A 14866-nucleotide genomic window follows, 5' to 3' on the forward strand; every position below is an offset into this window, starting at 1 on the left:
AGGGACGCTCCGGTCAGGGGACAGTGTCTGAAGCGCCCCCTCGCTACCTATATCCTATTTCTCCCGATCTTGAACCCCGAATATCCGCATTGCCCACAGATCTGCCCTAGAGACAATATAATAGGCTATTGTCCGCCGATGGCGGGCCATAGCGGAATTACTGTGCTATTCGGAAATCCTCTATCCCGCTGCAGCACTCTCATCGCGCAGGCGCTGGGCATAGACATTGATGATCAGTGCGATCAACAGAATGACACCACGAATCAGGATCTTGAGGAAACTGTCGATCTCGACGTGATCGAGGCCGTTGTTGAGCACGCCGAGCACGCACAGGCCCACGATGGTATTGCCGATGCCGCCGCGCCCGCCGAACAGGCTGGTGCCGCCGACGACGACCGCGGCAATGGCGTCGAGCAGATAGCCGGTGAACTCATTCTGCTGCGCGCTGCCGAAATGGGCGACGCCCACCATGCCGGCCACGCCTGAGCATAAGGCCGCGATCACCATCACGCTGGCCAGGATCATCTTGACGTTGATGCCAGAAAATTCCGCGGCTTCGCGGTTGCCGCCTACCATGTAGATGTAGCGGCCGAAGCGCGTATAGGTCAGCACGATGTGGCCGACGCCGAGGAAGACCGCCAGCACGATCACGATCCAGGGCATGCCGCCGACAGTGCCCGAGCCCAGTGTCGACACCAGATCTGGCACCGCATAGGCGATCTGGCCGCGCAGCAGCAGCGCGCAGATGCCGTCGGCGATCTGCATCATCGCCAGCGTCATGATGAAGGAGGGAATGCCGATCCGCGTCAGGCCGAAGGCGTTGACCAGTCCGAGCGCCGCACACGCCACCAAGGCCAAGACGATCGCCACGCCGCCGGGCATGATGAAATTGGCATTGGCGATGTTCACATAGGATTCCTGCGCCGTGAAGAACGCCACCGCCACGCCGGTCACGTTGGCAACCGAGGCGACCGACAGGTCGATTTCGCCACACAGAATCACGAAAGTCAGTCCAACCGCGATGATGCCCGTCACCGAGATCTGCACCAGGATATTGGCGAGGTTGTCGAGCGAAAGGAAGGACGGGCTCGCCACCGCGAAGAAGATCACCAATGCCAGCAAGGTGGCGAAAGGCGCGATGTTGCGCATCTGGTTGCGCAAGATCGCGCCCAGGCCTTGGCGCGCTAACTGCGCCTGGCTGCCATCTTGAACCGGTGTGCTCATTCCTCAAAACTCCCAGGCTGAAGACCGGCGGGTTTGCCGCCTCAGGCCGCTTCCAGCAATTTGTCCTTCGAGATCGTCTCGCCGGCGAACTCCCGCACGATCCGTCCCTTCTTCATCACCACGACTCGGTCGGCCAGTGAGAGCACGGTCTCGGGCTCCGCCGAAACCACGATCACCGCGAGCCCCTTGTCGCGCAGGTCGCGCACGATCTTCACCACATCGTCCTTGGCGCCGACATCCATGCCGCGCGTCGGCTCCGACAGGATCAGCACCTTGGGCATGTGGGTCAGCCATTTGGCCAGTGCGACCTTCTGCTGATTGCCGCCCGAGAGCGAGCCGAGCAAGGCATTCACCTGGGGCGGGCGGATATGCAGGGCCTCGATATGCCGCTGCGCGGTCTTGCGCTCCACGCCCGGCTTCAGCCACAGGCGCGAAATCCTCTCGAGAATGCTGATCGAAATGTTGCGATAGAGCGGCTGATGGTGGAACAGCATCGAGCGCCGGCTCTCCGGCACGAAGGCGATGCCCGCCTCGCGCGCCTGTGCCGTATTGCGCAGGCTCCTTGCCCTGCCCTCCAGCTCGATATGTCCCTGCGCCGGCCTGAGCTTGCCGAAGAGCGCGCGGGCGAATTCGAGCTGGCCGCAGCCCATGAAGCCGTAGACGCCGAGCACCTCGCCGGCCCGTACGTCCAGCGTTACGTCGGCAAAGGCGCGCCCATAGCTGAGGCCCTGCGTCGCCAGCACGGGGGTGCCTTCGGGCCTGGCCGGCAAGGTGATCGAACCTGAATAACTCTCCTCCAGTCCCTCATGGCCACGGCCGATCATGTGTTCGATCAGCCAGTTCTTGTCGATGCCCTCGGTCGAATGGGAGATCACATGGCGGCCATTGCGGAAGATCGTCACCGCGTCGGAAATGCTGAGGATGTCGTCGAGGAAATGCGAGATGAAGACGATGCTGCGGCCATCGGCCCGCACCTTGCGCAACACCTCGAACAGGCGCTGCACCTCCGGAGGCGACAGCGCCGATGTCGGCTCGTCCAGGATGATGATACGCGCACCGGAGAAGAGCACGCGGGCGAGTTCGATCAATTGCTGCAGGCCGATCGGCAAGGCCCCGATGCGCATGCGCGGATCGACGTCGATGCCGAGATTGCGCAATTGCTCGCGCGCGCCCTTCACCATGGCCGGCCAGTCGACAAGGCCGAGGGCATTGAGCGGCTGCTTGCCGAGATAGACATTCTCGGCGACGGTGAGATCGGGAACGATGCTGAGTTCCTGATGCACCATCGAGATGCCGGCGGCGAGGGAATCATGGGCGGAGCGGAAATGCACCAGCCTGCCATCGATCTCCAGGCTGCCCTGATATTCGGTATGCACGCCGGCGATGATCTTCATCATCGTCGACTTGCCCGCTCCGTTCTCGCCGACCAGGCCGTGAATCTCGCCGGCCCGCAAGGTGAAATCCACCCCCTTGAGAGCAGCCACGCCGCCGAAGGATTTGGAGATGTCGGTCATCCTCAGGCGCGGAGGCGCATCGGCCGTCGATTGCTTGTCGTCTACCGCCATCATGCCTCTCGGAACGCGAAATAGGGTGCCGGTGTTCGGGCACCCCCTTCAAGGAATCTGGGACCAACCGGGGGAAGCTGCGATAGGGCGGCGTGCCCCCTTATCCGGCGCTTCGCGCCACCCAAGGCACTTCCAGAGGAAGTGCCAGGTCCCGCAAGGGGAGAAGGCGATAGGCGAGCCCTGCGCCCAGCAAAAGCAGACTCCTTCTCCTCTTGCGGGAGAAGGTGCCGGCAAGCGGATGAGGGGTGGCACCGTCCTATCAGGACCTTCAAACTTCAACACCTTGAAAAGGGCAGTCTTCACACCGGCACGATTTCTTGATGAGCTGCCGGTCTTCCTCCATCGGCAGGCCGATCGCTTGGAGAGACCGGCACACCGATCTCAGATCAGATAGTGCTTTTCCATCCAGAGCATGCCGGCGGCATTATCCTTGGTGACCACGGGCCCGTCGGTGACGACATGCTTGGGAATGCCGCCTTCGCCGCTCTTTTCGCCGCCGACCACGGCCGCGACGCCGGCCACGATCGCCCCGCCATGGATGCGGCAGGACGGATTGCGCACCGTGGCGAACATGCGGCCGTCCGCGACCGCCGAAATGGCGGGCGGCATCGCGTCGACGCCGCCGATCTTGATGTCGGTACGGTTGCGGGCCTTCATGATGTTGTAGGCGGCAAGCGCCATGTCGTCATTGTGGAAGAAGGCCGCGTCGATCTGCGGATATTTGGTCAGGTAGGTCTCCCACAGGCGGGCCGCCTTGGTGACGTCCCAATCGGCCGGCTGCGTGTCCAGCACCTCGATATTGGGGAACTGCTTCACCACGCTCTCGAAGCCCTTGGCCCGGCCCTGCGCGCCGGTGTGGCCGAGGGCGCCCTGCGTCATGATGATCTTGCCCTTGCCGCCGATGGCATTGCACAGGGCCTGCGTGACCGACGCGCCCATGAACTCGTTGTTGGGCGCCAGGAAGCTGTGCACGTTGATCTTGTCGAGCGGCGCGATCAACGTATCCATGTCGATCACGGGAATGCCGGCATCGATCATCTTCTGCACCGGCTGGGTCAAGGTGCCGATGCCGAAAGCCTGGATGGCGACGAAATCCCATTTCTGGGAGGCCATGTTGTCGATGGCGGCCCGTTGCTTGACCGCATCGAGCTGGCCGTCGAACCAGGTCACCTCGACATTGAAGAGCTTGCCCCAATATTCGGCCGCTTCCTTGCCCTGGGCACACCAGGTCGCCTGCAGTCCGGCATTGGAGAAGGCCGCCTTGAGCGGCTTTTCGGAGCGACCGGCCACTTTCGCGGCTTCGGCGGCGAAAGCCGGATCGAGGCCGAATCCCCCCAACAGGGCTGCGGCAGCGCCGGCGGAAAACGAGGCAGAACGAATAAAATCGCGCCGCGTATGCGGCGTCCTGTCCTTAGGCATCCATTTCCTCCCTCGAGCAAAACGCGTTCTGAACGCCCGTTTGCTCTCACCCTTTGTTTCGGCGCGTCCTTGCGATTCCCGGCGATACCGCCAAATCGCAAAGCACTCCGGCATGTTGCTTTCGGTGTGCAGTACCGATGCGGCTCTTTGTGAGCCTGGCGCAGACGGTTGAATCCGCTGCGCTGACACCATCTTATGTTTGTTCCGACAATTGACAACCGCTATTCTTTTGCGGGGATCGTTTCTTCAAACGGACATGCGCTGTGGACCAGTACGAGACCCGAGTGGCGAGACCCTGCGGGTCACGGTAGCGTCACCGGCATGGTCAAGCTTTCCATTGCCATCGTCGGCGCGGGGGTCGCCGGCCTGGCGGTCGCCTCCTGCCTTGCCGATGCAGGCCATCGCGTGGTGGTGTTCGAGCGCTTCGAGCAGGCCAAACCGGTGGGCGCTGGGCTTTTGCTGCAGCCGACGGGCCTGGCGGTGCTCGACCGCCTCGGCCTGCGCGAGGGCGCCGCCACCCTGGGCAGCCGGATCGAGCGCCTGTACGGGCGTTGTGGTCCGACGGGCCCGCTGATCTTCGATCGGCGTTATGACGAGCTTCTGCCCGGGCTGCACGGTGTCGGCATTCACAGGGCGAGCCTGTTCCACCTGCTGATGACGGCAGCCGAAACGCGCGGCATCGCCCTGGAGCAGGCCGCCGATATCACCGGCATCGAGAACATCGAGAACCGGCCCGTGCTGGGGGACTCAGCCGGACGGCACCATGGTCCCTTCGATCTGGTGGTCGATGCCGGCGGTGCGCGCTCGAGTCTCCGCGACAGGCTCGGCGCCTTGCAGCGGCGGCCTTATCGGCATGGCGCGGTCTGGGGCGTGGCCGCGGATACGGGCTTTGGCCGCGATGCCCTGCAGCAGCGTTACCGAACGGCGCGTTTCATGATCGGCGTGCTGCCGGTGGGACACCTGCCTCATGACCCCACGCCGCTCGATGCCTTCTTCTGGAGCATGCCGGTCGAGGATCTCGATCGCTGGACCGAGGCCGACCTTGCGGCCTGGCGGGCCGAGGTCGCGGCAATCTGGCCGGAGACGGCGGCACTGACGCGGCAATTCACTCGGCATGAGCAATTGACGCCGGCCCGTTACGCTCAGTTGACCGTTGCCGATCCGATAAAAGGACGCCTCGTCCTGATCGGCGATGCCTGGCACCAGACCAGCCCGCAACTCGGCCAGGGCGCCAACATGGCCTTGCTCGACGCCGCCGCCCTGGCGGATGCGCTCGCCCTGCATGCGGATGTCAGCACCGCCCTGCCCGCTTTCGCGGCGCAGCGCCGCGGTCACATCCGCTTCTATCAGATGGCGAGCACTGTGCTGACCCAGTTCTTCCAGTCGCATTCGCGGCTGACCGGACCGGTGCGGAACCTTGCCTTCGGCCCGATGGGCCGGCTGCCCTGGCTGCGCACGGAGATGGTCAAGACGCTGGCCGGCCTGAAGACCGGCCCGTTTTCGTGGCGAAAACCGGAAGAGCTCGCCGGGCTGGTTTCTCCGACCTGACCGGCCCGCCAGGTATCGACAAGCAAATGAAGCGCCGTCTTTGTCATGTCCGGGCCTGACCCGGGCATCCAGCGGTCCCGACTTCAATGCCCGCAAGGAAGGCTGGATTTGCCGGACCAAGCCCGGCAATGACAAAGGTCGAGTCAATCCGCTTCGTCTATTGTGGACGATCCCTCAGCGGTAGAGATCCTCGCGCGTCGGCGGCAGGCCGGAAGGTCCCTTGGCCTTGCGCGAGGCAAGCGTCTGAAAGATGCCGACAGCAGATCGCTCGAAGGCCAGCGAGCAGCCGGCAAGATAAAGCAGCCAGATCCTGGTCTTGGCCTCGCCGACTTCAGCCGCTGCCTGGTCGCGCCTTGCATAGAGATTTTCGGCCCAGGCCTTGGTTGTGCGCGCATAATGTTCGCGCCAGGCCTCGATGTCATGCACTTCGAAGCCATTGCCCTCCAGGCCGTTGGCCGACATGCCGATGGTGTCGAGTTCGCCGCCGGGGAAGATGTAGCGGGTGAGAGCAGCGAATTCCGGCCGCTTCTTGCGGAACTTCTTCATGTCGCGCTTGGCCGGCCTGGCGATGGCGTGGTGCAGGTAGAGCCCCCGCGGCCGCAGCAGGCTGTGGATCTTCTTGAAATAGGCCTCGTGATTGTCGAGCCCGACATGTTCGAACATGCCGATGGAGGCGACCTTGTCATAGCTGCCGGTCAGGTCGCGGTAATCCTTGAGCTCGACGGTGACGCGATCCTGGAGGCCGAGGCGGGCAATGCGTTCCTGGGCGAAATCGAACTGCTCCTGCGCCAGGGTGACGCCATGGGCGGTAACGCCATAATGCTGGGCGGCATGGCAGATCAGCCCGGCCCAACCCGAGCCGATGTCGAGGAAGCGGTCGCCCGGCTGCAGCCGCAGCTTGCGGCAGATCATGTCGAACTTCGCCGTCTGCGCTTCGTCGAGCGTGGTTTCCGGCTTCGGCCAATAGGCACAGGTATAGGCCATGGTCGGCCCAAGGAAGAGGCCGTAGAAATCGTTCGACAGGTCGTAGTGGAACTGGACGAGCGGCTTGTCGTCGCGTCCCTTTTCGACCTTGTCCTCGATCTTGCCCGCAAAGTCGTGCTTCTCGCCAGCGCCCTGTTTGGGCAACGAGCGGGTGACGAAGGGCCAAAGGCCGCGGGCGAGCTGCAGCTTGCTCAGGCGCTTGAACAGGCCCTTCGTGTTCATGCTGCCGCGTCGCTCTGCCACGTCGAGCAGCGTACCCCCCTCGATGGTGAGGCTGCCATCCGCGAGGAGCTGGATGAGCTGGTCGAACAGCGCATGTGGCCGCCGCACCAGCCGGGTGATCGCATCGGCATCGGCGATCTTCAGGCGCAGATCCGTGCGGGCGTTCGGGCCGAGCGGCACGACCTCGCCGTTCCACAATTCGACAGCAAGGTCGGCCTGCAGCTGATCGGCCAGATGCGAAATCAGCCGCTTGGCGGCATTGATATATTTGTCCACGGGGCCTCCGCACGATTGCGAGGCGTTATACCGTGATTTGCAAGCAGCGCCAGCGTCTCAATGGATGCGGAACTCCTGCCCGATCGCACGCAATTCTGCAGGCTTGATCAGGCCGCTATGTGACACGGTCACCGAATGCAGAGCGCCTTCGATCTTGTCGTGCCAGAATGCCAGGAACCTGTGCAATTCCGGAAAGGCAGGAGCCAGATCATAGTCCTGCCAGACATAGGCCTGCAGCAACGCCGGATGATCCGGCAGACGATAGAGAATATTGGCCGTGGTGAGGCCGTACCCTTCCAACTGACGCCGAAACGCAACAGACACCATTTCTGTCACCTCCATGGTGATTGGAGACAACACGATTGCACCGCAACCTTAAGGAAATGGCAACAGGAATTTCAAATTAACCCATAAGAATCAATATCTTATCACTCACTGGGCACGAGTGCTGCTAAAGCCTCGAAATGACGGCGAGCTCCACTCGCCGAGGCTGTCAGGCCTGCCGATCTTCCGGTCGGCACTTTGCCTCTCGGAAAGGCACATCGCCCTATCCGAAGATCGGCCCACCCAAGGCGCTGTGTTCTCGTTCGAAATTGCTGCCGGAGCGACCAAAAACTCCGGCACTGGGCCCATCAATCGATCGCCTGCCCCGTGCGGTCGCGCATGGCAGACAGGGTCAGAACGCTGACGAGCGCCGCCGCGGCCACATAGAAGGAAGGCGCGATGGTAAGCCCGGTCCTCTCGATCAGCAGCGTCACGATCAAGGCGGCAAAGCCGCCGAACAGTGCCACGGCGAAATTATAGGCAAGCGACAGGCCGGTCGAACGCAAGGCGGCCGGGAACTGCTCGGCCAGCAGCGCCGGCGCAGGGCCGGTGAAGGCGGCAAGCAGGAGGCCGAGCACGACCTGCACCGCGATGAGCACCGGCAACGTCGGATTGGCGTTGAGCCAGGCAAACAGCGGTATCACCACAATGCCGATGGCAATGGCGGCCGTGAGCAGGAGGGTCTTGCGGCCGATCCGGTCCGACAGCCTGCCGGCGACAGGACAGCCCAGCATCAGCACGATGCCGCCCAGCGTGGTGGAAATGAAGGCATCCTTGGCCGGAATTTTCAGGAACTTCTCGACATAGAGCGGCATGTAGAACAGCAGCACATAGGTGCAGACCGTCCACAGGATGGTGACGCCGAAACCGGAGGCGACGCCGCGGCCATGGGCGCTCAGCGTCTCGAACAAAGGGCTCGCACTCTTTCGGGTGGTCTCCGCCGAGAAGACCGGCGTCTCGTCGAGGCGGGCTCGGATATAGAGCCCCACCGGCCCGATAAGCAGGCCGAACCAGAACGGCACCCGCCAGCCCCAGCTTTCCACCGCTTCCTGCGGCAGGAACTGGGTGATGGCGACGCCGCACAAACCGCCCAGGACCACCGCGAGCGCCTGGCTGGTCTGCTGCCAGCTCGCCGCCAGGCCCCGCTCGGCGGGCCTGGCATATTCGACCAGATAGGAGGTGGCGCTACCCACTTCCCCGCCCGCCGAAAAACCCTGGATCAAGCGGGCAAGCATCAGCACCACCGCTCCGAACACGCCGGCCTGGGCATAGGTCGGCGCGAAGCCGAGCAAGGCTGTGCCGAGCGCCATTGTCAGGATGGTTATCGTGAGCGCCGCCTTGCGGCCATGGCGGTCGGCGTAGACCCCAAGGACGATGGCGCCCACCGGGCGCATGCAGAAACCCACGCCATAGACCGTGACGGTCAGAAGGATGGCTGTCAGCGGGTCTTCCTTGGGAAAGAACTGCCGCGAGATCAGGGCTGCGAAGAAACCGTAGACGGTGAAGTCGAACCATTCCAGGCCGTTGCCGATGGTCGCCGCGACAATGGCGTGCCGTCGCTTGCGATCGGAAACGGGCATTCCGGCGGATGATTCGACTGTCATACCAAATATCTCCGTTTAAGCGGTTTGGTATGACATTTGACAGTGTGATGACGGGGCTGTCCAGTATGCCCATCATCCCGGACAAGGCACGGCACGCAGTGCCGCGCCGCAGATCCGGGACCGCGCGAGGAGAAAGGCGCCTCACGCGGCTTGCGGTCCCGCATCTGCACCGCAACGCTTCGCGTTGCAGTGCGTGCGGGATGACCGTTTTTCTTAGTTGCGGGCCTTGTCGACCAGCTTGCCCTTGCTGATCCAGGGCATCATGCCGCGCAGCTTCTCGCCGACCACCTCGATCTGGTGGGCGTCGTTCATGCGGCGGATACCCTTGAAGCGCGAAGCGCCGGAACGGTATTCCTGCATCCACTCGGAGGTGAACTTGCCGGTCTGGATGTCCTTGAGGACGCGCTTCATCTCCGCCTTGGTCTCGTCGGTGATGATACGCGGGCCGGTGACATACTCGCCCCACTCGGCCGTGTTGGAAATCGAGTAGTTCATGTTGGCGATACCGCCCTCATAAATGAGGTCGACGATCAGCTTCACTTCATGCAGGCACTCGAAATAGGCCATTTCGGGAGCGTAGCCGGCTTCCACCAGCGTCTCGAAGCCGGCGCGGATCAGCTCGACCAGTCCGCCGCAGAGCACGGCCTGCTCGCCGAACAGGTCGGTCTCGCATTCTTCCTTGAAGTTGGTCTCGATCACGCCCGAGCGGCCGCCGCCGACGCCGCAGGCATAGGAGAGCGCGATGTCGTGCGCGTTGCCGGAGGCATCGTGATGGATGGCGATCAGGCAGGGCACGCCGCCGCCCTTCTCATATTCGCCGCGCACGGTGTGACCCGGGCCCTTGGGGGCGATCATAATGACGTCGACGGTTTTTTTCGGCTCGATCAGGCCGAAATGCACGTTGAGGCCGTGGGCGAAGGCGATCGCGGCGCCGTCCTTGATGTGGGGAGCGATCTCGTCGCGATAGATGTCGGCCTGCAGTTCGTCGGGGGTCGCCATCATCAGGAGGTCGCCCCACTTGGCGGCGTCCGGCACGGTCATGACCTTGAGGCCATCGGCTTCCACCTTCTTGGCGGTGGTCGAGCCAGGGCGCAGCGCGATCGCGATCTCCTTGACGCCCGAATCCTTGAGGTTCATCGCATGGGCACGGCCCTGCGAGCCGTAGCCGACGATCACCACCTTCTTGGTCTTGATCAGGTTCAGATCGGCGTCGCGATCATAGTAAACGCGCATGGTCCCTTGTCCTTCAGACAGTTCATGATGGGGAAATGATGCGGGCGAATAGCCCGACATCGGGTTTGAAGCAATGTTTGTGATGAGAAAAAGCGCGACGGGCTTCATTTCTTGCGCCCATCGAGCCGTTGGCGCATGGAAAGAAGGGGCTAGAGCGCCTCAGGACCGCGGGCGATCGCGGCAATGCCGGTACGTGAGACCTCGACCAGACCGATCGGGCGCATCAGTTCGATGAACTGGTCGAGCTTCTCACCCTTGCCGGTCAATTCGAACACGAAGCTCTCGACGGTGGCGTCTATCACCCGCGCCCGGAAGGCATCCGCGATGCGCAGCGCCTCGCTGCGTGCCTCGCCCCTGCCGCGCACCTTGATCAGCATGAGTTCCCGTTCCAGCGCCTTGCCGGTCAAGGTGAGGTCGACGACCTTGTGGACGGGAACGAGGCGGTCGAGCTGCGCCTTGATCTGCTCGATCACGCTGGCGGTGCCGGTGGTGACCACGGTGATACGCGAGACATGCTCGGCATGCTGGGTCTCGGACACGGTCAGGCTTTCGATGTTGTAGCCGCGGCCCGAGAACAGGCCGACGACGCGGGCAAGCACGCCCGGCTCGTTGTCGACCTCCACCACGAGGGTGTGGGTCACGATCGTCTCGGCCGTCGAGGCCATGAAATAGGCGGATCCGGTCATTTGATATTCCTGGAGCTCGGACATCTCAGCGACATGCTTGCATGTCGCGATGTCCGCATCGTCGAAGCGGTGAGCAAGAAAGGGAGAGCGGGCGAGACGCCCGCGCGCCCGGGGACTTCACACCAGTTGCTTGCCCTTGGCGTCGATCACGCTGCCGATGTCGACGGCCGCGTCGCCCAGGATCATCTCGTTATGCGCCTTGCCCGAGGGGATCATCGGGAAGCAGTTCTCGGACTTGTCGACATGGCAGTCGAAAATGACCGGATGCGGCGTATCGATCATTTCCTTGATCGCCGCATCGAGATCACCCGGCTTGCTGCACCGGATGCCGACAGCACCATAGGCTTCCGCCAGCTTGACGAAATCGGGCAAGGCCGCTGAATAGCTTTCCGAATAGCGTCCGCCATGCAGGAGTTCCTGCCACTGGCGCACCATGCCCATATATTCGTTGTTGAGGATGAAGATCTTCACCGGCAGGCGATACTGCACCGCCGTCGACATCTCCTGCAGCATCATCTGGATCGAGGCTTCGCCGGCAATGTCGATCACCAGTGCGTCGGGATGCGCCAGTTGCACGCCGATCGCCGCCGGAAAGCCATAGCCCATGGTGCCCAGGCCCCCCGAGGTCATCCAGCGGTTGGGATCCTGGAAGTGGAAATGCTGGGCCGCCCACATCTGGTGCTGCCCCACCTCGGTGGTGACATAGACGTCGCGGTCCTTGGTGAGCTGGTAGAGGCGCTCGATCGCATATTGAGGCTTGATCGTCTCGTCGGAGGCCCGATAGGCGAGCGACTTGCGGGCTCGCCATCCGGCGATCTCGTCCCACCAGCTCTTGAGGGCCGCCTTGTCGATTTCCGGCTTGGCCTCGCGCCAGGCCGCCAGCATCTGCTCCAGCACATGGGCGCTGTCGCCGACGATGCCGATATCGACCTTGACGTTCTTGTTGATCGAGGAGGGATCGATATCCACGTGGATCTTGCGGCTATGCGGCGAGAACGCATCGATACGCCCAGTGATGCGGTCGTCGAAGCGGGCACCGATATTGATCAGCACGTCGCAATCATGCATCGCCAGGTTGGCCTCGTAGGTGCCGTGCATGCCCAGCATGCCGAGCCATTGCGGATCCGCCGCCGGGAAGGCGCCCAGGCCCATCAGGGTCGAGGTCACGGGATAGCCGGTGAGCTTGGCGAACTCGCGCAGCAGCGCCGTAGCCCGCGGGCCGGCATTGACCACGCCGCCACCGGTGTAGAACACCGGCTTCTTGGCGCCGGCGATCAGGGCCACCGCTGCCTTGATCTTGTCCTGGTCGCCCTCCAGGCGCGGGCGATAGGTCTTGTGGATGTTGTCGGTCGGCTTGAAATACTCGCCCACCTTGAACTGCACGTCCTTGGGGATGTCGATCAGCACCGGGCCGGGACGGCCGGATGCGGCGATCAGGAAGGCCTCGTGCAGGATACGCGGCAAGTCCTCGATGCGCTTCACCAGGTAATTATGCTTGGTGCAATGACGCGTGATGCCGATCGTATCAGCCTCCTGGAAGGCATCCGAGCCGATCAGATGGGTCGGCACCTGGCCGGTGATGCACACCAGCGGGATCGAGTCCATCAAAGCGTCGGTCAGGCCGGTCACGGCATTGGTGGCGCCGGGACCGGATGTCACCAGCACGCAGCCCACCTTGCCGGTGGAACGCGCATAGCCTTCGGCGGCATGGACGGCGGCCTGCTCGTGCCGGACGAGGATGTGACGAAGCTGCTCCTGCTGGAAGATTGCGTCATAAATCGGCAGGACCGCACCGCCGGGATAGCCGAACAGGGTGTCCACACCCTGGTCGATCATGGCTTGCACCACCATTTCCGCGCCGGTCATTTGCTTCGTCGACATCGCCTTTTTCCTTGGCTTTTTCGAGCTTCGAATATCGTTCGCTTGTGTTTCGGGCAATAAAAAAGGCCCTCGAGGGGCCCATGTGCGTCATCGTAGGAGATTCGGGCTAACCCCGCTCCACCGACAACGCCAAACCTACGATAAGGATGTTGCGCAAGATCGCGCTCCCATTTTTCGAAAGTTACCGGGTTGTAAGGGTTGAAAAACAGGCGGTCAAGCGCTGATTTGCGGAAAATGATGAAATCCGCGGCCAGTCTGAAGATCGGTACACCGAAATCTCACACCCGTTCCCAGGCCACCACCTCGAAACTGGCGTCGTCCCCCTCCCCCCGGGGGTGGGGGGTGCGCGACACCTCACGCCATTCTCCGGCCGGCAAAGCGGGGAAGACGGCGTCGCCCTCGGCTTCCAGCTCGAGTTCCGTGAGCAGCAGGCGGCTCGCCCGCGGCAGGGCCTGGGCATAGATGGCGGCCCCGCCCGCAATGACGACCTCGTCGGCCTTCATCTCGGTGGCGACGGCCTGCCCGCGCTCGAGAGCGGCCTCCAGGCTGGTGGCCACCTCCACGCCCTCGGCGTGAAATGCGGGGTCGCGTGTCACCACGATGGTGCGCCGCCCCGGCAAGGGACGCCCGATCGACTGGTAGGTCTTGCGCCCCATGATCAGGGGCTTGCCCATGGTGGCGGCCCTGAATTGCTTGAGATCCGAGCGCATATGCCACGGCAGCCCATTGTCGACACCGATGACGCGGTTGCGGGCCATCGCGGCAACCATGATGACGGGAACAGGCATAACTACTCCTGGGAACGCCGACCTCACGGGCTAAACTGCGATCGGTGCGGAGATCGCCGGATGGGCCTGGTAGCCTTCCACGATGAAATCCTCGAACTTGTAGTCGAGAATCGAGGCAGGCTTGCGGGCAAAGCGCAGCTTGGGCCAGGGCAGCGGCGTGCGGCTCAACTGCTCGGCGACGAGATCGCCATGGTTCTGGTAGACGTGGACGTCGCCGCCGAACCAGACGAACTCGCCGGGCTCGAGGTCGCATTGCTGGGCCAGCATGCGGATCAGCAGCGAGGCCGTCACCAGATTATAGGGCACACCCAGGCCTACATCGCAGGAACGCTGGTGCAACAGGCCGGACAGCCGGCCCTCGGCGACGAAATATTGATAGGTGGTATGGCAGGGAGGCAGCGCCATGCCGTCGAGTTCGGCCACGTTCCAGCCGGTGAAGATCAGGCGCCGCGAGGTCGGGTTGTGCCTGATGTCATGCACCAGCCGAGCGATCTGGTCGATTCCCTGGGGGTCCCGGCGATAGAGCTTCTCCTCGCCCTCGGCATCCGTTGGCACGAAAAGCGGCCAATGGCGCCATTGCGCCCCATAGACAGGTCCGAGATCGCCCCACTGCTCGGCGAAGGCCTCGTCGGCCACGATCCGAGCCTCGAAATCCTCCTGGCTGATCTGCTCGCCGGTTACCTTGCGATATTTGGCGAGCGGCCAATCAGTCCAGATCGTCACCTTGTTCTGGAGCAGCGGCCTGATATTGGTGCCGCCTTCCAGGAACCACAGCAGCTCGCGCACGATCGTCTTCCAGGACACCCGCTTGGTGGTGAGCAGCGGCAGCGTGCCGTCGGAAAGATCGATACGCAGGCTCTGCCCGAACAGCGCGCGCGTGCCGACGCCGGTGCGGTCGACCCGCGGCGTGCCCTCGCGCCAGACGCGGTCGAGGAGGTCGAGATAGCCCTGTTCGGGATGCGGCTTATGGGTGCGGTCGAGCATGGCCTGATCTTAGCCGCGGCATGCGATTCCGCGACTCCCAAAAAAAGATTGTGCACCAGTCTTTGAAAGCCTAACGCGGATTTCCTGCCAAACCATGACGGAGATGGTGCTCCGGCCTCGGTATTCGG

At 63.1% G+C, this 14866-nt stretch carries 12 protein-coding genes; 1 reads left to right on the top strand and 11 read right to left on the bottom strand.

Features of this window, described 5'->3' with window-relative positions; genetic code table 11:
- Positions 1–180 precede the first annotated feature (180 nt).
- From C5L14_RS10655 to C5L14_RS10665, 3 genes are all read right to left on the bottom strand, one after another.
- Positions 181–1224 carry an ABC transporter permease gene (locus C5L14_RS10655; RefSeq protein ID WP_105862047.1) on the bottom strand — a complete coding sequence of 348 codons (1044 nt, stop codon included), beginning with the start codon at positions 1222–1224 and terminating at the stop codon, positions 181–183.
- A 41-nt stretch (positions 1225–1265) separates the two neighbouring features.
- Entirely contained in the window at positions 1266–2792 is a 1527-nt protein-coding gene (locus C5L14_RS10660) for a sugar ABC transporter ATP-binding protein (RefSeq protein WP_428832617.1), read from the bottom strand.
- Between the two features lie 378 nt (positions 2793–3170).
- Entirely contained in the window at positions 3171–4208 is a 1038-nt protein-coding gene (locus C5L14_RS10665; RefSeq protein WP_105862048.1) for a sugar ABC transporter substrate-binding protein, read from the bottom strand.
- 321 nt (positions 4209–4529) lie between these two features.
- Between C5L14_RS10665 and C5L14_RS10670 the strand changes: the two genes are divergently transcribed.
- On the top strand, positions 4530–5756 hold the full coding sequence (locus C5L14_RS10670; RefSeq protein WP_181161120.1) for an FAD-dependent oxidoreductase: 1227 nt from the start codon (positions 4530–4532) through the stop codon (positions 5754–5756).
- Between the two features lie 174 nt (positions 5757–5930).
- Here the strand turns inward: C5L14_RS10670 and C5L14_RS10675 are convergent, their stop codons facing one another.
- From C5L14_RS10675 to C5L14_RS10710, 8 genes are all read right to left on the bottom strand, one after another.
- A complete protein-coding gene (locus C5L14_RS10675) occupies positions 5931–7238 on the bottom strand; it encodes a class I SAM-dependent methyltransferase (RefSeq protein WP_105862050.1) in 1308 nt (435 codons plus the stop codon).
- Between the two features lie 57 nt (positions 7239–7295).
- On the bottom strand, positions 7296–7565 hold the full coding sequence (locus C5L14_RS10680) for an usg protein (protein WP_105862051.1): 270 nt from the start codon (positions 7563–7565) through the stop codon (positions 7296–7298).
- A 305-nt stretch (positions 7566–7870) separates the two neighbouring features.
- Complete coding sequence (locus tag C5L14_RS10685; protein ID WP_105862052.1) at positions 7871–9166, bottom strand: MFS transporter; 1296 nt, start codon at positions 9164–9166, stop codon at positions 7871–7873.
- A gap of 213 nt (positions 9167–9379) precedes the next feature.
- Positions 9380–10399 (bottom strand): ketol-acid reductoisomerase, encoded by a 1020-nt coding sequence (ilvC, locus tag C5L14_RS10690; protein WP_105862053.1) that lies wholly within the window; start codon positions 10397–10399, stop codon positions 9380–9382.
- A 149-nt stretch (positions 10400–10548) separates the two neighbouring features.
- Complete coding sequence (gene ilvN, locus C5L14_RS10695; protein WP_105862559.1) at positions 10549–11085, bottom strand: acetolactate synthase small subunit; 537 nt, start codon at positions 11083–11085, stop codon at positions 10549–10551.
- 117 nt (positions 11086–11202) lie between these two features.
- Entirely contained in the window at positions 11203–12966 is a 1764-nt protein-coding gene (locus C5L14_RS10700) for an acetolactate synthase 3 large subunit (RefSeq protein WP_105862054.1), read from the bottom strand.
- Between the two features lie 278 nt (positions 12967–13244).
- A complete protein-coding gene (locus C5L14_RS10705; protein WP_105862055.1) occupies positions 13245–13754 on the bottom strand; it encodes a dihydrofolate reductase in 510 nt (169 codons plus the stop codon).
- 30 nt (positions 13755–13784) lie between these two features.
- Positions 13785–14738 carry a thymidylate synthase gene (locus C5L14_RS10710; protein WP_105862056.1) on the bottom strand — a complete coding sequence of 318 codons (954 nt, stop codon included), beginning with the start codon at positions 14736–14738 and terminating at the stop codon, positions 13785–13787.
- Positions 14739–14866: the final 128 nt, after the last annotated feature.

It is taken from the genome of Labrys okinawensis, from assembly GCF_002982075.1.
In the GTDB taxonomy this organism is placed as follows: Bacteria; Pseudomonadota; Alphaproteobacteria; order Rhizobiales; family Labraceae; genus Labrys; species Labrys okinawensis_A.